At 65.4% G+C, this 23,229-nt stretch carries 18 protein-coding genes; 12 read left to right on the plus strand and 6 right to left on the minus strand.

Annotated features, from left to right (window positions below; genetic code table 11):
• The first annotated feature begins 37 nt into the window (after window positions 1-37).
• From IBX22_RS00785 to IBX22_RS00805, 5 genes are all read left to right on the plus strand, one after another.
• Window positions 38-445, plus strand: a complete 408-nt coding sequence (locus tag IBX22_RS00785; RefSeq protein WP_194813460.1) for an SgcJ/EcaC family oxidoreductase — start codon at window positions 38-40, stop codon at window positions 443-445.
• A gap of 78 nt (window positions 446-523) precedes the next feature.
• Entirely contained in the window at window positions 524-1,954 is a 1,431-nt protein-coding gene (locus tag IBX22_RS00790) for a serine hydrolase (RefSeq protein ID WP_194813461.1), read from the plus strand.
• Window positions 1,951-3,240: a sensor histidine kinase gene (locus IBX22_RS00795; RefSeq protein WP_194813462.1), complete on the plus strand. Its 1,290-nt coding sequence runs from the start codon at window positions 1,951-1,953 to the stop codon at window positions 3,238-3,240. The genes IBX22_RS00790 and IBX22_RS00795 overlap by 4 nt, the downstream gene beginning before the upstream one ends.
• Window positions 3,237-3,893: a response regulator transcription factor gene (locus tag IBX22_RS00800; RefSeq protein ID WP_194813463.1), complete on the plus strand. Its 657-nt coding sequence runs from the start codon at window positions 3,237-3,239 to the stop codon at window positions 3,891-3,893. The genes IBX22_RS00795 and IBX22_RS00800 overlap by 4 nt, the downstream gene beginning before the upstream one ends.
• Window positions 3,894-4,324: 431 nt before the next feature.
• Window positions 4,325-4,960, plus strand: coding sequence for a bifunctional 2-polyprenyl-6-hydroxyphenol methylase/3-demethylubiquinol 3-O-methyltransferase UbiG (locus IBX22_RS00805; protein WP_194813464.1), 636 nt, complete (start codon window positions 4,325-4,327; stop codon window positions 4,958-4,960).
• A 69-nt stretch (window positions 4,961-5,029) separates the two neighbouring features.
• Here IBX22_RS00805 and IBX22_RS00810 read toward each other — a convergent pair whose 3' ends face one another.
• From IBX22_RS00810 to IBX22_RS00830, 5 genes are all read right to left on the minus strand, one after another.
• Window positions 5,030-5,890 carry a sterol desaturase family protein gene (locus IBX22_RS00810; RefSeq protein ID WP_194813465.1) on the minus strand — a complete coding sequence of 287 codons (861 nt, stop codon included), beginning with the start codon at window positions 5,888-5,890 and terminating at the stop codon, window positions 5,030-5,032.
• 65 nt (window positions 5,891-5,955) lie between these two features.
• Window positions 5,956-6,672: an AraC family transcriptional regulator gene (locus tag IBX22_RS00815; RefSeq protein ID WP_194813466.1), complete on the minus strand. Its 717-nt coding sequence runs from the start codon at window positions 6,670-6,672 to the stop codon at window positions 5,956-5,958.
• Window positions 6,673-7,113: 441 nt separating this feature from the next.
• Window positions 7,114-8,007: a hypothetical protein gene (locus IBX22_RS00820; RefSeq protein ID WP_194813467.1), complete on the minus strand. Its 894-nt coding sequence runs from the start codon at window positions 8,005-8,007 to the stop codon at window positions 7,114-7,116.
• A 42-nt stretch (window positions 8,008-8,049) separates the two neighbouring features.
• Entirely contained in the window at window positions 8,050-8,685 is a 636-nt protein-coding gene (locus tag IBX22_RS00825) for a DUF4239 domain-containing protein (protein WP_228538117.1), read from the minus strand.
• Between the two features lie 380 nt (window positions 8,686-9,065).
• On the minus strand, window positions 9,066-10,397 hold the full coding sequence (locus tag IBX22_RS00830; protein WP_194813468.1) for a dicarboxylate/amino acid:cation symporter: 1,332 nt from the start codon (window positions 10,395-10,397) through the stop codon (window positions 9,066-9,068).
• 298 nt (window positions 10,398-10,695) lie between these two features.
• Here IBX22_RS00830 and IBX22_RS00835 point away from each other — a divergent pair, with 298 nt between their 5' ends.
• The 6 genes from IBX22_RS00835 (at window position 10,696) to IBX22_RS00860 (ending at window position 20,911) form a co-directional block, all read left to right on the plus strand.
• Entirely contained in the window at window positions 10,696-11,553 is an 858-nt protein-coding gene (locus IBX22_RS00835) for an SGNH/GDSL hydrolase family protein (protein WP_194813469.1), read from the plus strand.
• Between the two features lie 273 nt (window positions 11,554-11,826).
• Window positions 11,827-12,654, plus strand: coding sequence for an LppX_LprAFG lipoprotein (locus IBX22_RS00840; protein ID WP_194813470.1), 828 nt, complete (start codon window positions 11,827-11,829; stop codon window positions 12,652-12,654).
• Between the two features lie 237 nt (window positions 12,655-12,891).
• Window positions 12,892-14,364 (plus strand): fatty acid desaturase, encoded by a 1,473-nt coding sequence (locus IBX22_RS00845; protein WP_194813471.1) that lies wholly within the window; start codon window positions 12,892-12,894, stop codon window positions 14,362-14,364.
• Between the two features lie 123 nt (window positions 14,365-14,487).
• On the plus strand, window positions 14,488-15,690 hold the full coding sequence (locus tag IBX22_RS00850) for a 3-oxoacyl-[acyl-carrier-protein] synthase III C-terminal domain-containing protein (RefSeq protein ID WP_309234567.1): 1,203 nt from the start codon (window positions 14,488-14,490) through the stop codon (window positions 15,688-15,690).
• A gap of 34 nt (window positions 15,691-15,724) precedes the next feature.
• A complete protein-coding gene (locus IBX22_RS00855) occupies window positions 15,725-17,593 on the plus strand; it encodes an ATP-binding cassette domain-containing protein (RefSeq protein WP_194813473.1) in 1,869 nt (622 codons plus the stop codon).
• A 1,827-nt stretch (window positions 17,594-19,420) separates the two neighbouring features.
• The gene (locus tag IBX22_RS00860; RefSeq protein WP_194813474.1) at window positions 19,421-20,911 is read left to right on the plus strand and encodes an HNH endonuclease signature motif containing protein; all 1,491 of its coding nucleotides are present in this window, start codon (window positions 19,421-19,423) and stop codon (window positions 20,909-20,911) included.
• A gap of 936 nt (window positions 20,912-21,847) precedes the next feature.
• On the opposite strand, the gene IBX22_RS00865 is transcribed toward IBX22_RS00860, so the two are convergent.
• A complete protein-coding gene (locus IBX22_RS00865; RefSeq protein WP_194813475.1) occupies window positions 21,848-22,279 on the minus strand; it encodes an Imm51 family immunity protein in 432 nt (143 codons plus the stop codon).
• Between the two features lie 39 nt (window positions 22,280-22,318).
• Between IBX22_RS00865 and IBX22_RS00870 the strand changes: the two genes are divergently transcribed.
• Window positions 22,319-23,194, plus strand: coding sequence for a lysophospholipid acyltransferase family protein (locus IBX22_RS00870; protein ID WP_309234366.1), 876 nt, complete (start codon window positions 22,319-22,321; stop codon window positions 23,192-23,194).
• Window positions 23,195-23,229: the final 35 nt, after the last annotated feature.

Below are 23,229 nucleotides of genomic sequence, written 5' to 3' on the forward strand. Positions count from 1 at the left end.
TGACCTCAATGTTGGTTGAGCTCTTACAGTGATGGTCATGAAACCACGTCCAGTGCTGCACGATTCGACTCGTCAAGCTGTCGCCGACACCGAGGCGACCGCCTTGGCGGCACAACTCCAGAAAGGCGGCGACTCGGGCGATGCCGATGTCTATGACAGCTGGTTCGCCGCGGACATCATGTGGGGCAGCCCGAAAGGGGCCACGCTCGTCGGGTATGACCAGCTCAACGCCATCCATCACCAGCTCATGAAAGCTGGGGTGGCACCGGCATCGCGGTTCGAAGTCGTCGCTGTCCAAGCGCCCGCACCCAATGTCGTTGTCGCTCACATTCGCCGACAGGCCCTCGAACCTGGTGGTTTCTCCGAAATGGCGATGTATGTCCTCGTCGAGCGGGACGGGGAATGGTGGCTGGCCGCCGCCCAGAACACGCCCATCACAGGCTGAGGTCTATAACTTTCGTCGGGGGTAGGTCCGGTCGTTCGGCAGATTTTCTCGGCTGTGTTGTTCCCTAGCGTCGACGGCATGCTCAGATTGCTCTCCATCCTCGCCATCGTGGCTGGTCTCGGTGTGGTCGCGCTGCCGGTGTCGCAGGCGGCTCCCGCCGGGCCGCTGACGCCAGCGGTGATCGACGACTACCTCGAAGCCGCACTCGACAGCACCGGGTTGCCCGGGCTGTCGGCAGTTGTCACCCAGGGTGACCGGGTCGTGCACGCCGGTGGTTACGGGCACGATTCCGGCGGTGGCCCGGTCACCGCGGACACTCCGATGCGGATCGCGTCGCTCAGCAAGTCATTCACCTCAACCGCGGTCATGATTCTGGTCGATGAAGGCCGAATCTCGTTGGATCGCACGGTTTCCGAACAGCTGCCCGGATTCACCGCGGCAGACGCGCGCGCCGCCGAGGTGACCGTGCGGCAGTTGCTGAACCAGACGTCGGGGCTGACGGACTCGACCGTCGATATCGGCCGGCTCCAGGGGGCGACGTCGCTCGCGGACTATGTGTCCCGCCTGGACACCGCCGCGCTCGCAACCGATCCCGGCACGCGCTTCAAATACTGCAACGTGAACTACAACCTCGCGGCGCGGCTCGTCGAAGTCGCCAGCGGTCAGAACTTCGGCACCTTCCTTGCACAGCGTGTGTTCGGACCGCTCGGGATGACGGACAGCGCCGTGAGTGCCGAGAACATCGCGCCCGCCGAGGGATACAATTCGATATTCGGCGCCTGGGTCTCCCGTCCGGAACTGCCCGGCTTTCTCGAAGGCAGCGGTAGCGGCGGCGTCATCACCTCCGCTGCCGACCTGGGCAAGTGGTTGATCGCACAGAACGGCCGTGGTCCACAACTGCTGAGCCCGGCAGCGCTGGCAACGACCCACACGCCGTCTCCGGTCGACGAGTACGCGATGGGCTGGGCGCCGGAGGACTCGGACCCCACGCTGCTGGTACACAGCGGGAACCTGTTCACCTACACCGCTTTCCAGGCCATCGACCCCGCCACCGGATACGGGTTCGCGGTACTCGCCAACAGTGCCGCGCTGCACGATGACACCTATGACATCGTCAAGGGCCTCGTGGCGCTGAGCCGGGGGCAGACACCGGCGGAGATCGGTGGTCAGCGGCAGATTTTCGAGCTGGTCCTCGCCCTGATCGCGCTCGGCACTCTGGGTCTGGGCGTCCTGGGAGTGCTGCGGTCCCGGCGCTGGGCGCAACGCTGCGCTGCGCGGTCGTGGTGGCGGATCACGCTGCGATTGCTGCCGCTGGCAATTCCGTTACTCCTGTTCGCCGCGTATCCGCAAATCATTTCGGCGATCACCGGTGGTCGAACAGTTACCTGGTCCCAGCTCACCTATTTCGCCGCGCCGCTGTCAATAGCGTTGCTCGTTGCCGCCCTCGCCGGGGCCTCGACCGCGGTGCTTCGGATGGTCCGGCTGCGCTCGGTAAGGTCGGCGGGATGAAGAACAGCGCACTCCTCGCAATCACCGCGGCGGGCGGCGTGCTGAACGGACTTGCCATGGAAGGGCTTCCACCCTGGAGGCAGGCCTTGTTCGCGGCGCTCGCGGTCGCCGCATACCTACAGGGACGCCACCTACCGGTGCGCCGAGGCGGCGAAGTCCTCCTGGTAGCCACCGGCGCGGCAGCCACGATCGCGGTGTTCGAGATCTCCGAGGCAGTCAGCGCCGTCATGACACTCGCCCTGTTCGTGATGCTCCCCTGGCTGATCGGACGCTTCCGCCGCCAGCAATCCGAACTGATCACCGCCGGCCAGGACCGCATCGCCCACCTGGAACAAACCCAGGAACTAGCCGCCGAAAGCGCCCGCCTACGCGAACGCGCCCGCATCGCCACCGACATGCACGACTCCCTCGGCCACGAACTGGCCCTCATCGCCCTACAAGCGGGTGCCCTCGAACTGAACCCCGACCTAACCGAACCGAACCGCCGCTCCGCCAGCAACTTACGCGCCTCAGCAGTAGCCGCCACCGACGAACTCCGCCGAACCATCGCCCTGCTCCGGACCGAAACAGCCACCGCGGAACCACCGCACATGCCGGTCGCCGCCTTGGTCGCCCGAGCCCGCGCCGCAGGCATGACAGTGCTGCTAGAAGACGACCTATCCTCCGATCCCCCTCCCCCACTGGCGGATTCGGCCCTTCGCCGAATCATCCAGGAGACACTCACCAACGCCGCACGTCATGCACCCGGAACCCCGGTAACCATCCGGATCGAACAGCATGGCGATGAGTTAGCAGTCGCAGTGACCAACCCTCTCACCGGCACAACTCCATCCACAGCCAGCGCAGGCAAGATGTCGCCCCGCCCCGACTGCCCAAACCCGTTCCCCGCGAGCGCGGACAGCAGATCAGCCGGCCGCACCGATGCAACGCCAGCGCCGACCGGCACAAGCAGTGGCTTGATCGGCCGCACCGACGCAAATCCATCCCAGCCGAGCACGAACAGCGGATCGGCCGACCGAACCGGCGCAAGCCCATCCCAACCGAACACGAGCAGCAGATCGGCCGACCGAACCGGCGCAAGCCCATCCCAACCGAACACGAGCACCGGATCGGTCGGGCGCACAGCCACAAGTCCATTCCCCTCGAGCGCTGGCAGCGGGCTGATCGGCCTCGCCGAGCGGGTCGAGCTTCTGGGCGGGACGTTCCAGTCCAGTTCCGAGCGCGGCGATTTCACCGTAACCGCCCGCATCCCACTGTCAGCCCCGACCCGAGCGGCGGCACCGTGATCCGCGTACTGCTGGCCGACGATGAGGCCATGATCCGCGCGGGCGTACGCGCAATCCTGGACACGGATCCCGGCATCGAGGTCATCGCCGAAGCCGCCGACGGACACCAGGCCATCGAACTCACCCGATCCCACAACCCCGACGTCGTCCTGCTCGACATCAGAATGCCGAACCTCGACGGCCTCACCGCCGCCGCCGAACTGCGCCGCCTGCACCCCGATGTCCCGGTCATCATCCTGACCACCTTCGACGAGGGCGACTACGTAGCCCGCGCCCTCGCCGCCAGCGTCAAAGGCTTCCTCCTCAAAGCCTCAGACCCGCGCGAACTCCTGATGGGCGTCCACGCCGCCGCCAACGGCGCCGCCTTCCTCTCCCCCCGAATCGCCCACCGAGTCCTCACCGAACTCAACGGCAACACCCTCGAACGCCACAGCGCGGCCCGCGACAAGGTAGCAACCCTGACCACCCGCGAACGCGACGTCCTCACCCTCATCGGAAAAGGCCTGTCCAACAACGACATAGCCAAATCCCTCCACATCGCCGAAGGCACAGTCAAAGCCCACGTCAGCGCAATCCTCCAACGCACAGCCACCGACAACCGCGTCCAAGCCGCCATCCTCGCCCACGAGGCCCGCCTCGTCGAGCCTTACTAATACCGAGAGGCAGCGACGGCAACCCGGCCCGCCGTCCACCTCAACCGCGCATCCGCCTAATCCGCCACGGATACATCGACAGCCGCCCCCACACCGCCACCCACAACTACTGACGCCGAACGGCACACACACCCGAACTGCAGCTTGAGATTGCAACCGCAAATCGGCGGAATCGCGACGATTCGGAGACCGGTCGCCGCAAATCGCGAGACCACACGACCTTCACCTCAACCACGTGCCACTCACCGACCCCACAGCAGCCGACGATAACGCCGCCCCATGGCGGCCACGCACGGCCCCGCCGCCAACCAACGATGACAGTCGCCGAGCGGCATACCATGACGGACCTACTCGGCGTTCGCCTCAACCAGGTGCCGCTCGCTGGGAATGTCGTGGTTGATTGATGGTGTGGGAGGTGGGAGTCTCCCTTTATGGCGACCGATGAACCGTTGTCCGCTGCTGAGCTGTTCGATGCGATCGGTGTCGAGTACGAGCGGGCGTTCCGGGAATTGCCCGAGCAGGGTGCGGCGCTTGGTTGGTTGTCGGAGCAGTTGCCGGGTGGAGCGCGGGTGATCGATGTCGGCAGTGGGACCGGGGTGCCTAGCGCACAGGTGTTGTCCGGCAACGGCTTTCGTGTGGAGGGGATCGATGTTTCGTCGGTGATGGTTGAGGTTGCGCGGCGGCAAGTTCCCGGGGCGGTGTTCTATCAGGCCGATGTGCGGGATTACGAAGTCGAGGCGGGCGGTGTGGATGCGGTTTGTGCGTTCTTTCCGTTGCTGCAGATGACGCGGGCGGAGATCGACGCCTCGCTTCATCGGATGGCGGGTTGGTTGCGGGCGGGTGGTTATCTGGTTCTGGCCACTGTGCCCGCGGATATCGAACAGGTTGATGTCATGTTCATGGGTCGGCCCGCGCGGGTGAGCAGTTACGGTGAGGCGGGGCTTTTGGCGTTGCTGGACGACGCGGGCTTCGAGGTTCTCCAGTCGCGGCAGAGCACGTTCACTCCTGATCACCCACAGGCGATTCCCGAGCCGCACCTTTTCGTCTATTGCCGGCGCCGCGCTTGACCTTGATCCGCTGCGCCGCGAACTGTGGATTGGCTCGGTCTATTCAGCGCTCACCGGAATGGTGACCGCTCAGGCCCCGCGCCGGGTGAAGGGCTCGGCGAGTTGGTCGAGATATCCGACGGGGTAGTTGGGTTTGGCGGCCATGCCGAGGTCGTCGCTGGTGAAGCGGCGGGACGGGTCGTAGCTGTGGGTGCGGAGCAGGTGGTCCCAGAGCAGGGTGAACAGGCCGAAGTTGACGTCGCCGATGCCGGGCCATTTGAGGTGGTGGAAGCGGTGACCTTCGTTGAGGGCCAGTACATGTTTCAGCGGGCCGACACGGTAGTCGGTGTTGGAGTGCTGCATCAGGAGTTGAACTGCAACGGCCAGGGACAGGGCGGCGGCGACAGGGACCGGAAGTCCGAGCAGGATCAGCGGGGCCACGCCGGCGGCCATCTCGATCGTTTGGTGCAGTGGGTGTTTCATGAGGCCGTTGAGTCCGTAGAACCGTTTCACGCTGTGATGCACGGCATGGAAGCGCCACAGCACACCGATCTTGTGGCTGGCGTAGTGCGTGAGGGTGATACCGATGTCGGCGAGCAGGATCGCGATCAGCACCTGGACCACGAAAGGTATTGTGACCGGCCAGATTCCGTCGCCCGGGATTACCGCGGCGAGCACCGGGATGACGCCGACACTGGCGAGGATCAGGGTCTCGTTGACGAAGGTGTGCGCGGTGTCGCGCTGCACGTCGCCGTGGGAGGCATTCCAGTCCTGTTCGTAGGGCAGCATTCGTTCGGCAAGGAACGACAACGCGATCGCCGTGACGAGCAACGCCAGCAGCCAGAGTTTGTTCGCGCCGGAAGCAGCGAGGGCGATGCCGACGCCGTTGATGCCGAGCAGCATCAACGGCGCGTAGCCGTATCGGATGACGGGGTGCAACAGCTTGACCATGGATCAAGCCTCGCCGGACGGCATGGGCGGACGCTTGAAGAAATCTGCTGACCTGAAGGGTGTTTTCAGGCCCGCCAGCCGGTGGCGTGCAGTGCTTCGGTCGGGGTGATGCCGAACATGTCGCGGCAAGTCCGGGTGAGATGAGCGCTGTCGGCGAAACCGGCGGCATGAGCGGCTTCGGTCAGCGAATCGCCGTCCCGGACGGCATCCATGGCCCGCCGCAATCGCGTCCAGCGCCGCCACGCCGCGTACGGCAGACCCATCTGCTCGGCGAACACGTGCGACAGACGGCTCGGCGAGAGCGCCACCTGAGCCGCCATCTCGACCAGCGTCGGCGGCCCCGCCGGGTTACCGGCTGCCAGCCGTAGCGCGTCGGCCACCGCGGCATGTGATCCCGGTGGATGCGATCCCATCGACTCCCCTGGCAGCAGCACGCCGGGCCGAGGCGTGGCCGCGGAGATCCAGCTCGCTACATCCTCGGCAGGCAAACCGCGCAATCGCGCGATCGCTGCTCGCCCGGCAATGCTGTCGGGATCGAGATAAGCCAGCAGCCCGGCGGTTCCCGGCTCGGCCCGAACTTCGTGGCGGGCGGCGGGCGGGATGATCGCGATGGTCGCGGCCATGGTGCGTCCGGCAGCATCGGTCAGGCTGACCTCCCCCGCGGTGACCAGCAGAATTTGGACCGCAGCATGCGAATGCGCCGCCGTCTCCCCGATTTCGCCGGTGAACGCCATGAGCCCAGGTGTGAAGACAAGACCACCGGACCATCGCGTTTCAGACATCGCGTGAGTGTAGACAGGACGAGCGCCCCTGCCCGGAGAGCAGCGACGGAGCGTATGGGACCGCACGGCATCAGCTCGGGAACGCGGCAAGATAGCCGAATACAGACACTGCAAAGTTGCACGGGGAGTGATCACTCCACCCCTGTCTCTGTTGCAGCACACGGATATCCGGTGGCACTCGCCGGTCGCCGCCGCGCCTGTCATGGGACGGTTGATTGGGGCGCTGCCCGCAGACAGATGCCGAACCACGTCAGCAGCCTCGCCCGAGATCGCCACCGCCGCGCGGCGGGTGGAATTCGCGACCGAGCTCCACCGACGTCCCAGTTAACCTGTCTGGGCGCATCTGCACGGACTGTGATCCTGGCCCTCGATGGCCGGATCAAAGGTGGCCAGGAGCCGCACCTCGCTCCGGCGCATCGCGATTCGGTGGTAGCGCAGAAACTATCCGCTGTGCTTGCGCTTGACGGCCGCGATACCGCGGACGGTGCTGAGGATCGCGATCACCAGAATCGTCAGCAGTTGCAAGAGGTTCCACGCAACCGGGTCGGAGGGCGGCGGTGTCCAGGCCAGCGGTGCGCCGGGAACCCTAGGCGCGACAGGAGAATCCGGTACATCGGCCAGCAGCTCCAGCGGGGCGGCCGTGACAGGACCCGGAACCACCGGCATCACCGGAGCCGGACCGGACGGAGCCGGAGCGGCAGGGTCGGGCGGGCCGAGCTCGAGCGGGTTACCGGGCGTGGGAGGCACGCCCTCGAGCGGCCACAGCAGGCAAAGAAGCGCACTGCCGGTGACAGCGCTACCGACCGCAGCGCTGCCGACCGCGGCGCTGCCCGTCCCGGAACCACTGGAGCCAACACCTACCAACCCGTTGCCGAGCCCGCTGCCGGTGGCACTACCGAGAAAGATCAGCGCGCTACCGACCGCAACACCAGCGGCGCACGCCGACCGAACACTGCCGGAGTCGGGTTGCGGCAGCTCTTCCCGCTCCGCCGCCACAACAGCCGATTCGGCCTCGCCCACTTCGTCGACCGCAGGAGCGATTTCAACCGCGGGAGCAACCTCCATTGCCGGAGCAACCTCGACTGCCGGCACCGAATAGCTGCTGGCGCTTCCGGTTCCAGGATGCCACCCCGCCAGCGGGACACTCGGCCCCAACTCCATCACGATCCCGTCGAACGCGCTCCCAGCCGCTGCGGACCCCGGAGAACTACTGCCGCTGACAATCTCGTTGATCGGCGGCCACGGATCGGCCCCCGCGCTGACCGGCCGACCAGCGAGCAGGACTGCGGCAAGCGGCAGCGTCGACACCAGGGTCCACGCTCTGATGTGTGCCATGTGCGGACATCCCATCGTCGTCGTTGCCCGGCCAGGTCGGCGCTAGGTGATGCGGCGGTAGCGGGAAAGCGCTATCTCGAAGGCGTCTTTCGAGACGATGTTCGCGCCGGAGAACGGCCGATCGAGACCGTAGATCGCGACGATCGCCGCACCGACCACCAGCCCGAGCAGGGCAGTCATCACGACGCTTCGCAGGGTGACCAGAACACCGGAGATCAGCGCGCTGAACAACAGCAGCGCCGTGCTGAACCACAGCGCGGTATACAGAAATCCGGGCATCCCGAGACTCGCGTCCAGCGCACGGTCGTGGCGGGCTTGCGCGACCGCGTCGAGACCGGCCAGCGCGGCGGTCCGCGCATCCTCGGCGTCGGGCGACTGAATCGCCATGACGGTGTCGCGCAGCGAATCCAGTGTGCGCTGGGTGGATTGGCTCAGTCGGCCTTCCTCGTCCATGACGGTCCATTCGTCGGTGACGACCTGTTCGGTGTAATCCCGGACCAGCTCCTGGACTCGGTCGTGGTCGGGTTCGGACATCGCATGGGCGGCCCAATAGACGTCGACCAGCGCCTTGGATTCGGCGACGGTGTGATTGTGCGCGTTGTCGTACTGCTGCCAGCAAATCACTACGACGAACGCGGCGACGGCGAGGAACAGCGTGTTGACCAGGTCGACCACCATGCTGCCGGAGCCGTCGTCGGCCTGGCGCCACGATTTCGGCCGTAGGCGGTCTCCAACGACGAAAACAATTACCGCCGCTACCGCAAGAGCAACAGGAACGAGCAATTGTTGGAGCAGCTCAATTAGCATGGCACGCGCCCTTTGGTTCGAAATGGTCACCGGACGGCTTGCGGCGGAAAACTCGAATAGGCGTATAGCTCAGCGTATTTCAGTGCGCCGTCTGATGATATTCCGCGAAATCGCTTGCGGCAGCGAATTACCGAAGTTTGATCATGCTCATTTGGATGGTTTCGACACGTATTCGATTGGATCAACAGTGGATAACGCAACGCTCTCCGCCGGTTCCCGACGGAGAGCGTCATCCTGGCCCTGGAGACCGCTCAGGCGGCAACCGGCTCCGGCTTCGGCTCGGGTTCTGGTTCCGCTTCCGTCAGCGGAGCCGAGGGCTGGTCGAACACCTCTTGATCGAGGATCCCCTCACGCTTGGCGACCAGCACCGGCACCACCATCTGCCCCGCCACATTGGTGGCGGTGCGGATCATGTCCAGAATCGGATCGATCGCCAGGAGCAGGCCCGCGGCCGCCAACGGGAGGCCCAGGGTGGACAGCGTCAAGGTCAGCATCACGATCGCGCCGGTCAGACCCGCGGTCGCCGCCGATCCGAAGACCGACACGAACGCGATCAGCAGGTAGTCCCGAATCCCGAGGTCGATGCCACTGATCTGGGCGACGAAAATGGCCGCCACCGCCGGATAGACGGCCGCGCAACCGTCCATCTTCGTGGTCGCTCCGAACGGAACCGCGAACGAGCCGTATTCCCGGGGAACACCGAGGCGTTCGATGGTGATCCGCTGCGTCAGCGGCATGGTGCCGATCGAGGAGCGCGACACGAACGCCAGCTCCAGTGCGGGCCAGGCCTTGGCGTAGAAGCGAATCGGGCTCACGCCGCCGACCGTGCGCAGCAGCACCGGGTAGACGACCGCGAGCACGATGAAGCAGCCGATGTAGATGGCGGCGGTGAAGGTGGCCAAGGGCTGCAGCAGGTTCCAGCCGTAGCTGGCGACGGCCTTGCCGATGAGCCCGGCGGTGCCGATCGGGGCGAGCCGGATGACCCACCACAGCGCCTTCTGCACCAGTTGCAGCACCGAGTCGGCAAGGTCCAGAACAGGTTTGGCGGCGTCACCGAGTTTCAGGGCGGCGATGCCGAAGACCAGTCCGAGGAAGACCAGTTGCAGCACATTGCCATTGGTGAAGGCTCCGACGACGTTGGTCGGGATGATGCCGGTGACGAAGTCGGTCCAGCCGCTCTTGTGTTCGGGCACCTTCACCCCGGTCAGCGATAGTTCGACGCCGCGGCCCGGGTTGGTGATCAGCCCGAGTGTGATGCCGACGGCGACCGCGATCAGCGAGGTCCCCAGGAACCACAGCAGGGTGCGCCCGGCCAGGCGGGCGGCATTGGTGACGTGCCGCAGTCCGGCGACGCTGACCAGCACCGCGGTGAACACCAGCGGCGGCACCGCGAGCTTGAGCAGCTGGACGAAGATGCTGCCGATTTGGGTGAGCGTGGTGGTGAGCCAGGCTGCACCGGTAGTGCGGGCGATGAGGCCCGCGGCGACGCCGACGGCCAAGCCGAGCAGGATCTGCACGCCGAACGACCAGCGCGCCGGATTCAGGCTACGGGTCGAGACGGCGGGGGAATCGGGTGAAGACATGGGAAAACTCCAAGCGGAACGGAACTGACCGGGCGATGGGCGCGGGTCAGCGACACAGGTGGGCGGCGAGGCGGCCCAGGTCTACGTGCAGCCTGGCGACCAGGTGCACGACCGTCACGGAGTAGTTCACAGTGCTAAGAGAATAAGGGATTCATCCGACCTTTCGCGGGCGGGTCCTCGCAATTGATCAAATCTGCCCGAAATTGTGAAATACCAAGCAGATTGGATCAGTGGCGGTAGCGTGGCCGTCACCCAAGCGCCCGCTCGGGCGCGCCGACCCGAACCACTCGGATGAAATATGCGCAAGATCTCTGCCGTCGCGGCCGCGCTCGCCGGCCTGCTCGCAACCTCGGTCCCGGCGTCCGCGAACCCCGCGCCCCAGATCGGACAATATGTCGCCCTCGGTGACTCCTACGCGGCGATCGCCGACGCCACCGCCACCTCCGGGGTTCCCGGATGTTTCCGCTCGACCAGCAATTACGCGAACGTCGTCGCGGCGTCCCTGCGTCCGATCCAGTTCGTGGACAACAGCTGTAGCGAAGCCCGCACCCAGCACATGACCGAGTCGCAGTTCGTGGTGGGAGCGTTCAACCCACCGCAGTTCGACGGACTGAACGCCGACACCGACCTGGTCACCATCACCATCGGCGCCAACGACCTCGATCCGGTGACCGCCCTGGGCACCTGCGGGGCGCTCGCCGCGACCGACCCGCACGGCAATCCGTGCGAGCGTTTCCAAACCGCCAGCGGCACCGACCAGCTCGCCGAGCTCGTGCGGAACCGCATCCGGCCGCGGGTGCTCCAGGTGTTCCACGATATTCGCGCCCGCGCGCCACACGCGACCATCGTTGCGGTGGGCTATCTTCCGCAGTTCCCCGAATCCGGCGGCTGCTGGCCGGCGGTTCCGGTCGCCAACGGTGACGTGCCCTACCTGCGCCGGATCTTCCGCAGTCTGTCCCAGGTACTGCTGGACGCGGCCCGCGAGGTCGACGGCATCGGTGTCGACCCCTCCGGTATCACCGGTCACGACATGTGCCAGGCCCCCGGCGTCCGCTGGGTCGAGCCGCTGGTCCCCGCCGCCCCGACCACACCGCTGCACCCCAACGCCCGCGGCGACCGAGCCTTGGGCGAACTGATACTTGCCGCCCTGGACTGAACGGCCGACTCGGCGGTGCCGGAAACCTCTGTCGGTGACCGACTTCCAGAGCCGCTGACCCCTTTTAATTCACCTGGGCCCGGCGGGCGATCATGAGGTGTTGCTGCGGGAACGCTGACAGCGGACCGGAATTCGCCGGAACTTCGCCCCCAGCTAGAAGTCCCGAACTGAACCGATGAACCCCAAAGTCGGACAAGTAGTACATACTACTGCGTTGGGGGGCGGCAGAATGCCTTCCACTTGCTGGTAGAACGAACCTCCTCAGGGGCTTATATGAGTGACTTGACCACGCGTACGCGAAACACCCGACGACTCCGGGTCGGTCGGCGGGGCATCGCGCCAGTCGTTATGGCGGCGTCGGTGTTCGCCGCGCTGGTGACCGGTTGCACCTCGAACGAATCCTCCTCTCCCACCACCTCCGCCGCGCCACCGTCGCAGCTGCCCGAAGGCAGCCAGCTGGTGTCGGAGTGCTCCAAGACCACCCAGACGCTGCAGTCGGTGCACATGGATCTGAATGTCACCAACATTCCGAACCTGCCGATGGAGAAGATCGACGCGGGCGTCACCAATCAGCCGCAGGGCCAGGGGGCGGCCCAGGGTGAGGCGAAGATCCGCACCAAGCCGGAAGCCGACTTCATCGAGGCCAAGTTCCTGGTCGTCGACAAGACGCTGTACGCGCTGACCGACGGCTCCACCTACACCAAGATCGGTCCGGCGGAGAAGATCTACGATCCGGGCGTCCTGCTGGACAAGGACAAGGGCCTGGCCAACGTCATCGCCCAGATCAAGAACGCGAAGGCCGAAGGCCGCGAGAAGATCGACGGCGTCGACACCGTGAAGGTCACCGGCACCATCAGCGGCTCGGCGATCGATCCGATCGTGCCGCGGGCCGGCGAGGGCATCGGCGAGCTGCCGATCACCGTGTGGATCAAGGACGTTGCGCCGCCGACCACTTCGGCCACCCAGTTGCCGTCCACGGCCGCTTCGCCGGGCACCGGCCCGAACCTGATCCGCGCCATCGTGAAGAAGGATCAGGGCGAGATCAAGCTGACCCTGACCGATCACGGCAAGCCGGTCAACGTGCTCAAGCCCGGCAGCTAGTTCTTATCGACCGGTATCGAGGACCGGTCCGGGAGCGTGGGGGCGGCTTCGGCTGTTCCCTGCTCCCGGACCGGCTTTCCCGTTTTCGGGGCACGCTCGTACCCCGAACATGCAACGCCCAAACCGGTTTAAGAGATTGTTCAGTGAGATGCAAGCAGCCGCACGGAAGATTCTGTCGTAACGCTCAGAACAGCTCCGCCCGCGGCGCAAGCTATGACCCTGTTCCAAAGGATAGACATGACGACGAGTGACCGCCCCGCTACCGAGGAGCAGGAATTCCGTCGGCCGCCCGGCCCCCCGCCCGGTCCCCCTCCGGTGTCGAACGTCTGGGTGTACAACGGCAAAGCCTACGACCTGAGTCAGTGGATCTCCAAGCATCCCGGCGGCGAATTCTTCATCGGCCGCACCAAGAATCGCGACATCACCTCGATCATCGGTTCCTACCACAAGGATCCGGAGCGGATCGGGCGCATGATCGAGCGTTACGCCCTTGACCGCCAAGCGATCCCGGAAGACATCCATCCGAAGGCGAACGCCCCGGACTTCCTGTTCAAGGAAGGTTTCGACAGCTGGCGCGACACCCCGAAGTACCGGTTCGACGACAAGAACGACCTGCTGCACAAAGTCAAGGCGCGGTTGAAGGAACCGGAACTGGCGGCCCGCCTGCAGCGGATGGACACGCTGTTCAACATCGTGGTCGGCGTGCTCGCTGTGCTGTACTTCGCGGTGCAGGGGTTGCGTCTGGCCGATCCGAAATGGATGCCGTTGCCGGTGTTCGTGATCGCAATGGTGGTGCTGCGTAGTTCGCTCGCCGGATTCGGGCACTACGCGATCCACCGGGCGCAGAAGACCCAGCTCTCGAAGATTTTCGTGAACGCCTTCGACATGAATTATGTTGCGCTGGCGTTCGTTACCGCCGACGGGCACGCGCTGCTGCACCACCCGCACACGCAGAGTGAAGTCGACATCAAGAAGAACGTCTTCACGATGATGATGCAGGTGCCGCGGTTGTACCGGATTCCGGTGCACACCATGCACAAGTTCGGGCACACGGTGACCGGCATGCTGATCCGGCTGCTCGATGTCTGCCGCCTGGTGCGCCAGGTCGGCGTGCGCGATATGTACGGCACGCGACGCGGCGCGATGGGGCATTTCGTCGGCTCGTTCGGTGTGCGGTTCCTGCTGATCGCCGAATTGGTGGCGTTCACGCTGGCCGGCGATTTCTGGGCCTGGGCACTGCAATTCGTCGTCACCATGTGGGTCAGCACGTTCCTGGTGGTGGCCAGCCACGACTTCGAGGTCGACACCGACGAACTGCATTCCGACACCGAGGACTGGGGCGTGAACCAGCTCGAGCAGGCCTACGACCTGCGGGTGGTCGGCAACCGCTACGTCGACTGCTTCCTGTCCGCGGGCCTGAGCTCGCACCGGGTGCATCACGTGTTGCCCTACCAGCGCAGCGGTTTCGCCAATATCGCGACCGAGGATGTGGTGCGCGAAGAGGCGGAGAAGTTCGGGGTGGAATGGCTGCCGGCGAAGAGTTTCTTCACCGACCGGTTCCCGAAACAGATCCAGACTTACCTGCTTTCGCCCTCGCGCGAGGCGGAGGAGAACAAGTGGGGCTTCATGCGTGAGCATTTGTCGCCCTCGGCGTTGAAGACGTGCGTCACCTACACGGCGCAGGGCTTCACCGGAATCGGAACGGTATAAACCGGTTCCGCTGTTTATCGGAGACGGTGCCGTCTGGAGGGTGGCGGCCCGGTCCCCATATATTCTCTCGAAAGGAAGAAATTCGTGTCTGTGACAATCGATGAGGGTGGCGCTCGGCCTACAGTGTTCGCGGAGAACACAGGTCGGCACTTGGTGGGGGCCGAGCACGGATACGGAGTGCTGCCGCCGGCTCCCCCGACCTCGGTGGCGGTGATCGAAGGAATCGCGACCGGGTCGCCGAGTGAAATCTACTCGCAGGCCGAGGCGGCCGACAAGGTCGCCGCGCTGTTCGCCGATCCGGCGCAGCAGGCCCGCATTCCGCGGATCTACCAGAAGACCATGATCGACACCCGCCACCTGGCGGTCGACCCGCTGGACCCGGATTTCCTGGCGTTCAGCCGGGAACCCGCCACCATCCGGCAGCGCATGGACCTGTTCCTGGAGTACGCGGTGCCGCTGGCGGTCGACGTGGCCGGGCGGGCACTCGCGGGTGTGGCGGATCCGGCCGCGGAGATCGGGCAGTTGGTGTTCGTGACCAGCACCGGGTTCATCGCGCCCGGAGTCGATGTCGCGGTGGTCAAGAAGCTCGGGCTGTCGCCGTCGGTGAGCCGCGTGCTGATCAACTTCATGGGCTGTGCGGCCGCGATGAACGGCATCCGTTCGGCCACGGACTACGTTCGGGCGCATCCGGATAAGAAGTCTTTGGTCATCGCGCTGGAGCTGAGCTCGGTGAACGCCGCGTTCGGTGACAACGTCAACGACGTCATCATCCACAGCCTGTTCGGCGACGGGTGCGGCGCCGTCGTGATCGGCGCGAGCCAGGTTCATCAGCCGCTGGCGCCGGGCAGCGTGGTCATCCGGGACAGCTTCAGCCGGCTGTTCGACGACGCCGAAGACGGAATCGTGTTGCGCGTCAACGACAATGGGATCACCTGCGAGCTGGCGGAGAGCCTGCCGGAGTACATTCTGCAGGGGGTCGATCCGGTGGTCACCGAAGCGTTGCAGCGCAACGGATTGCAGAAGTCCGATGTGGATCTGTGGGCCATCCACCCGGGTGGGCCGAAGATCATCGAGCAGTCCGCGCGCTCGCTCGGGATACCGCCGGAAACGGCCGCGCCCAGCTGGGACATTCTGGCCGAGCACGGCAACATGCTCAGTGTCTCGCTGATCTTCGTGTTGGAGAACATGCTGAATCGTCTGGTCACTCCGCAGGCTGCGCTCCCGCAGAGAACGCAGAGCGACAAGCCGATCTCCACGGGCGTGGCGTTCTCCTTCGCGCCGGGGGTCACCCTCGAGGGAATGATCTTCGACATTATTCGTCGATAGTCGCCGCTCACATTTCGAAAGAAGCGCAGTAGCAATGCAACTGATCAGATTCCTGCTCTCGATTTCCCGGGTGCGGATCGCGGCCGTGGTGCTCGCGGGCCTCGTCTGCGGTGCGGCCAACACCTACCTGCTTACCCTGATCCGAGGGGTGGTGTCGCCGGAACCGCACGCGTCGGTCACCGTGCAGAACTTCGCCCTCACCGGGCTGGTCATCCTGGTCAGCGGCGTGCTCTCGCAGATCCTGCTGCTCCGGCTGGCCCAGGACGCCATCTACCGGTTGCGGGCCGACCTGAGCTCCAGCATCGTTTCGGCGCCGCTGGAACATCTGGAACGGCTCGGAATGCACCGGCTGATGGCGACATTGACCGAGGACGTGCGGTCGCTGTCGCAGGCGGTCACGGCGATCCCGAGCATCTGCATCGACGTGGCCACCATCATCGGCTGCTTCGTGTTCCTGGCGGTGGTGTCCGGGCCGATCTTCGCGATCACCGTCGGCGGCACGCTGCTCGGAATCGCGTGTGTGGAGACGTTCCTCAAGCGGGTGCGCAGGGTCTACCAGGCGGCGCGCGAGAACGAGGACGCGCTGCTGCGGTCCTTCCAAGCGGTGACGCTGGGCATCAAGGAACTCAAGTTGCACCGCGGGCGGCGGCGCGACTTCATGGACCGGCATCTGCTCGGCACCTCCGGTGAGCTGCGCGACCAGAACGTCGACGCGGGCTCGAAATTCGCTGCGGCGCAAGGCATCGGGCAGATTCTGCAGCTCGGCACGATGGCGCTGATCCTGTTCGTCATCGCCTCCGCGCTGAACCTGCCGCACGATGTGATGGTCGCCTATGTGCTGGTGACGACCTTCCTGTCGATGCCGATGCAGAACTTCATGCACCGGCTGCCGGACCTGCTGCGCGGTGATGTGGCGCTGGCCAAGATCCGCACTATGAATCTGTCCATGGAGACGCTGCACAACGAGGAGCAGCTGCCGTATACCGAGCGGCCCGCGGTCGAGTCGGCGCGGTTGGAGTTGGCTGGTATCAGTTATAGCTACCGGACCGAGTTGCCGCCGCCGTTCCCGCCGCCGGGGGCTCCGGGGCCTGGTGCTCCTGGCCTGGGTGCTCCGGGTGCTCCGAGGCAGGGTCGTCCGGGTGGGCTACCCAAGGGCCGTGGGCAGCATCCGCCGCACTTCCCGCCGCCTGGCGGCCCAGGTGGCCCGGATGTCAACGGCCACAAACGAATCCACCACGGTGGCGCCGACGGCATGCCAATGCCGATGGCTCCCCTACCCAGCCCCGACACCGACGAAGGCTTCCACCTCGGCCCACTCGACTTGGTCTTCGAACCCGGCCAGATCACCTTCATCGTCGGCGGCAACGGCAGCGGCAAATCCACCCTCGCCAAACTCATCACCGGCCTCTACGTTCCACGCACCGGCCGGCTGGCCCTCAACGGCGAACAGATCGATCACGAGAACATCGAGTGGTTCCGCCAGAACTCCTCCGCCATCTTCACCGACTTCCACCTGTTCGAGGAATACCTCGGTTTCGACCGCCCCGACCTCGACGCCGAAGTCCGCCGCTACCTCGAAGAACTCCAGATCTCCCACAAGGTAACCGTCGAAAACGGCCGCCTCTCCACCATCGACCTGTCCCAAGGCCAGCGCAAACGCCTAGCCCTCCTCACCGCCCTCCTCGAAGACCGCGCCATCTACATCTTCGACGAATGGGCCGCCGACCAGGACCCCAAATTCCGCGACGTCTTCTACCGCGAAATCCTCACCTCCCTCAAACAGCGCGGCAAAACAGTCATCGTCATCACCCACGACGACCGCTACTTCGACTGCGCCGACCAGCTGGTGAAACTGGACTTCGGCCGCGTCGCAGAGCAAACCACAGCGGCGGTTGCGGAGTAGCGCAACAGGTTTCGCAACCGGAATCGATCAGGAAGGCTCCCCATGCGATGGGGAGCCTTCATCTGCTTCTGGCGTATCCACGCGACGTCCGGCCGGGCCAAACCGGCGGTGGTCATAGCTGGTGCGGGGCGCACGGCGTTGCCCGATTCGCACCTGGGAGGTCGCTTTCGACACGTCCGCGCGGTGCCCGCCAAATGGGGCTTCCAGCACGCCCCTGCGAGGTGGTGGCCGTTCGATACCGGGTGGCGGGCTGGTTTCGGTACGTCCGCAGGGTGGCGGGCGGATGTTGCGGATTCCGAACCGGCGGTGCGTCGTTGCTGGTGCGGGCGCACGGCGGTGGACGGATCGCGTCTGGGAGGTCGCTCGCGGCGCGCCCGCTCGGCGCCCGTCAGATGGCGGCTTCCAGCACGGGAGGTGGTGGCCGTTCGGTACCCGGTGGCGGGCCGGTTTCGGTACACCCACAGGATCGCGGCGGTTGTTGCCGATCCCGAACCGGCGGTGCGTCGTTGCTGGTGCGGGCGCACGGCGGTGGCCGGATCACATCTGGGAGGCCGCTCGCGGCACGACCGCTCGGCGCCCGTCAGATGGCGGCTTCCAGCACGGGAGGTGGTGACCGTTCGGTACCCGGTGGCGGGCCGGTTCCAATACGTCCAAGGCAGATGGTGGCCGTTCGGTACCCGGTGGCGGGCCGGTTCCAATACGTCCAAGGCAGATGGTGGCCGTTCGATACCTGGTGGCGAGCAAATTCGATACGTCCGCAGGATCGCGGCGGTTGTTGCCGATCCCGAACCGGCGGTGCGTCGTTGCTGGTGCAGGCGCACGGCGGTGGCCGAATCGCACCTGGGAGATTACTTTCGGTACGCCGCGCGGCGCCCGTCAAATGGCGGCTTCCAACACGCCCGCGGGAGGTGGTGACCGTCACCCGACGGCGGGCCGCCTTCGGTACGTCCGCAGGGGGGCGGCGGATGTTGCCGATTCCGAACCGGCGGTGCGTCGCTGGTGTGGGCACACGGCGGTGGACGATTTGCACCTGGGAGGTCGCTTGCGGCACGCCGACGCGGCAACCGTCAGATCGGCGCTTCGCCACGCGCCCGTCAGGTGGTGCCCGATCGGTACCCGACGGCGGGCTGGTTTCGATACGTCCGCAGGGTGGCCCGGCGGTTGTTGCGGATTCCGAACCGGCGGTGTGTTGTCGCTGGTGTGGGCGTACGGCGGTAGCCGATTCGTATTTGGGAGGTCGCTTGCGGTACGCCGCGCGGGATCCGTCAGATGGGCGTTTCCAGCACACCCACACGACGTGGTGACCGTTCAATACCTCGTGGAGGGCTGGTTTCGGTGCGTCCGCAGGGTGCGGCGGCTGGGGATCGAACAAGCTTCCCAGACGGGTGGTGAAATAGGCGTGCTGGTGACGGTTCGGTACCCGGCAGAGGGCTGGTTTCGGCGCTTCCGCAGGGTGGCGGCGGTGGGGGATCGAAAAACCTTCCCGGACAGCGTGGTCCAGTAGTGGTGCTGTGGTCCAGAGATCTTGCCCAAACCATGCGGGGCACGTTGGCAGCCCTACCGGACTTACCCCTCACCTTTCGTGCGGACGCTCGGTTCGGTCCTCGGTCACCCGGCTGTGGTCCAGTCCAAAACACTCCAGAAAGACAGAAAAGAGAATCGGTGTGGATGAACGGCAGCCGGGGCGCTGTGAAGACAAACCGGAAAGACCGTCTCCCGTAACCTGCTGTGTAACAGGCGCTTTCATACGTTCGTCCAGTGTGAAGAGATCGAATTCAGACCCGATTTTCGATAGCTATCCGCTGTGAACGGCGATAGAATTCACACATGCGTTCGACCAGCCCAGCGGTATCAGCACAGCGGGTCACCGACCCGCTACTGACCGCCGCCACCGACCTCACCGCCACCACGGTGACGCTGCTCTCGGATGAGGCTGTGCTCGAAGCGATACGCGAGCTCGAACGCGCCCGGCGGGTGCTGGATTCCTTCGCCCACAAACTGATCGTGCGCGCCACCGAAGGCGGACTCCCCGCCCGCACCGGCGCCGGCACCACGAAAAAACTACTCATCCAAACTCTTCGGATCTCCCACGCCGACGCCGCCGCCCGCATCGCCGCCGCCACCAGTTTGGGTGTGTGGCATGACATCCCAGGCGAGGAGATGGAACCCCGCCACCCGGCGACCGCGGCCGCCCAAGCCGAAGGTGAGATCTCCACCGATCACGCACGTGAGATCGCGAAAGTGCTCAAGCGTGTCCCAGGCTCGACCGCGAACGCCGATTTCGAAGCCGCCGAACACATCCTGGCCACCGCCGCCCGTGCCGTGATGCCTGAAGACCTCACCAACATCGGCCGAGACATCCTGGCACGCCTCGACCCCGATGGCAGCCTCACCAACGACACCGACCGTCAACGTCAACGCGCCCTGCGGATCGGTAAACAACGCGCTGACGGGATGTCGGCGATCAGCGGCGACATCACCCCTACCCTGCGCGCCCTCCTCGACCCAGTGGTCGCGAAACTCGGCCGCCCGGGGATGAACAATCCCGACGACCCGCAAAGCCCTTCTGGCAGCACCGAACACATCGATCGGGAGGTGTTGGATGCTGCGGCGAAGCGCGATACCCGCAGCGCCGCCCAACGTACCCACGACGCGTTGGTCGCCCTGTTGTCGCCGGGCACCGACCCCGCCAACCTCGGAACCCATCGCGGACTGCCCGTCTCGACAATCCTGTCGATCAGTGTCGAAGACATCGAGAACGCCGCCGGGGTCGCCACCACCGCGACCGGGGGCACCGTCCCCATCACCGAAGCGTTGACGCTCGCCCAACGGGCTCTGCCGTGGCTGATGGTGTTCGACCATGCCGGGGTACCACTACATTTGGGACGCACCAAACGCCTCGCCTCGGCCGGGCAACGGCTGGCGTTGATCGCGGCCCTACGGGGCTGTACCCGCCCGGGCTGCGACGCACCCGCCAGCCTTTGCGCGGTCCATCACGTCACCGACTGGAACAAAAACGGCGCGACTGACATCGGCAACGAAACCTTGGCCTGCGACCGCTGCCACGCCTTGGTCCACGACGGGCCCGGCGGCTGGAAAACCGTTGCCCTCAGCAAGGATTCGGACTACCCGGGTCGGACCGGGTGGATCGCACCGCCCCACATCGACCCCACCCAAACACCACAGGTCAACCACCGCCATCACGCCAGCGAACTCCTCGCCGAAACCCTCGCGCGCATCCACCACCACCGCGAACGAGACCGAGCACAACGTCGACGCTGGCTCCACGGTCTAGCGCCAGACACACCTGCTGCCTGAACCCGTGGTGCCACACCCGTTCGGCACCACGGGAAATCGGCGCGTCCACCGGTGGACGATAGCGGTACCACCGACATCGACAGCGAAACCCTGGCCTGCAACCACTGCCACGCCCTGAGCCACGCCGGACCCGTGCGTCCGCTGGCTGACCCCTACCCCCAGCCGCACCCCGCATTCAGACAATGCTTGTCCCCGAACACAGTTCAACATTCCGGGGTCGTGCTCAGTGGATCACTCCACCCCATCAATCCCAGCCAAGCTCCCCCGCCGAACTGCCTCCACCATTCACCGACCATGACCACGTCCGTTCTCGCCGCGCAGTTGCGGGGCCGGGTTCGCCGCCGATTGTCGCCGTGGTGGCCAGGCGCGCCGGCCTCCCGACCGACATTCGGTCACGCTGCGCGCGTTGCCCGATTACGACGCCTTGTCGGCGTCGAACTCACTGTTCCGACAACAGAAACGAGATTCCAGTGACCACAACGCAGCAGAGATCGGGTACCGCGAGCATCGGCTCGACCAAGCCTCTCGGTGGGTTGCCCTCGATGCTGGCTTCTGTAGCCCGGGTAATGCGACGATCGCTCGCTACTGAGAAGCACTCGCCGAGTAAGTGCGTGACGAAGACTGGTCCCAGCGCCAGATCGCTGACCGCGAGGCCAAAGGCACCATCATGTGGATCCGCACCGTGAACTTCCCGCAAGTGACACATTGAAGGACATCAACCTCGATCACCTGCGTTCAATCGGTCGGGATGTGTTGGCGCACTTGGCACCGCCACCTTCGTTTCCCTAGCAGAAAACGTGATCGTGCTGGGCCCGCCCGGGATCGGCAAACCCACCTGGCAATCGGACTCGGCGTCACAGCCACTCATGCGGGCTAATCGGGTACTAGCGCCAGAGTTGTTCGATAGTGCCCGGGTGCATGGCCGGATTCGTCCCGCTAGCGGAGGAGTTCGGGATCGGCGGCGGCGAGCAGCCGGTCCAGGATTTCGTGGTTGTGGAATGCCTGACGGAGGTGGGTGGCGGGGCAGCGGAGGGCGTCGAGATCGGTGCTGTTGACGATGAAAGTGCCTGCCTCGGAGTCGAAGCGGAACCTGTCGGCGAGTCCTGGCAGGTGGGTGTTGACCACGGACTCGGCGAAGCTGTTCCAGCCGTGTGCGTTGGGTTCAGCGTCGTGAGCTTCGAACACGTCCGTGGTTTGTTCCATTTCGCCGTCGGTGTGGATCAGGCGGTACTGGCCTGAGCCGTCGTACTGGAAAGCACGAAGGGCGTGACGCTTTCGCGGTTGGTCATCGCTCGATGCTTGCTCCGGCGGCGACAGTGGATTGGCCGCGCGAGTGGGGTGAGGTTTGGCGGGGCGTATGGGAGGCATTCCTTCTGTGATCGTGTATCGCGTTATGAGGAGGTTCCCGTGCCGTCTGGGATCCGGAAATTGCTGCCGTTCGACCGGGCCGCGGGGTGGGTGTCGGAGCAGGTGAAGGCGCGGGTGCCGAGCGCGGATATGGCGGAGCGGGATCCGGAGTTCGTGGCGCGGAGTTTGGAGTTCAGCTGGCGGCTGGTGCGGGTGTATTTCCGGGCGGAGATCAAGGGGATCGAGCGGGTGCCGGCGGAGGGGCCGATCCTGTTGGTGGGCAATCACTCCGGCGGGAATGTGTCGCCGGAGGTGGTGGTGACGACGTTGGCGTTTACGCGGCATTTCGGGCCGGAGCGGCCGTTCTATCAGTTGGCGCATGATCTGGTGATGGCGTTTCCGGTGCTGGGCGGCTATTTGCGGAAGTTCGGGACGGTGGCCGCCAATCCGGAGAGTGCGCGGGCCGCGTTGGACAGCGGGGCGGCGGTGCTGGTGTATCCGGGCGGGGATTGGGAGGTGCATCGGCCGGCGTGGGAGCAGGATCAGATCGATTTCGCGCAGCGCACCGGGTTCCTGCGGCTGGCGTGGGACGCGAATGTGCCGATCGTGCCGGTGATCAATTATGGGGCGCACGAGAATCAGTTGATTCTCACCCGAGGTGATCGGCTGGCGCGGCTGCTGCGGCTGGATCGGATGTTGCGGCTCAAGGTGTTCCCGATCTCGATCGCGCTGCCGTGGGGGCTCAATTTCGGGGATCTCGCGGGACATATTCCGTTGCCCACCAAGGTGACTGTCGAGTTCCTCCACCCCATCGATCTGCGCACCGCGCTCGGTGACGAACTGGATCTGGACCGCGGCTACGACTATGTCACCGGCATCATGCAGCGGGCGCTGAAACGGCTCGCCGACGATCGCACGCTGCCGGTGATCGGCTGAGCGAAATAACAGACATATCGCCGACCTCCCCAACT

Origin of the sequence: Nocardia sp. XZ_19_385 (assembly GCF_015355755.1) — a bacterium.
In the GTDB taxonomy this organism is placed as follows: Bacteria; Actinomycetota; Actinomycetes; order Mycobacteriales; family Mycobacteriaceae; genus Nocardia.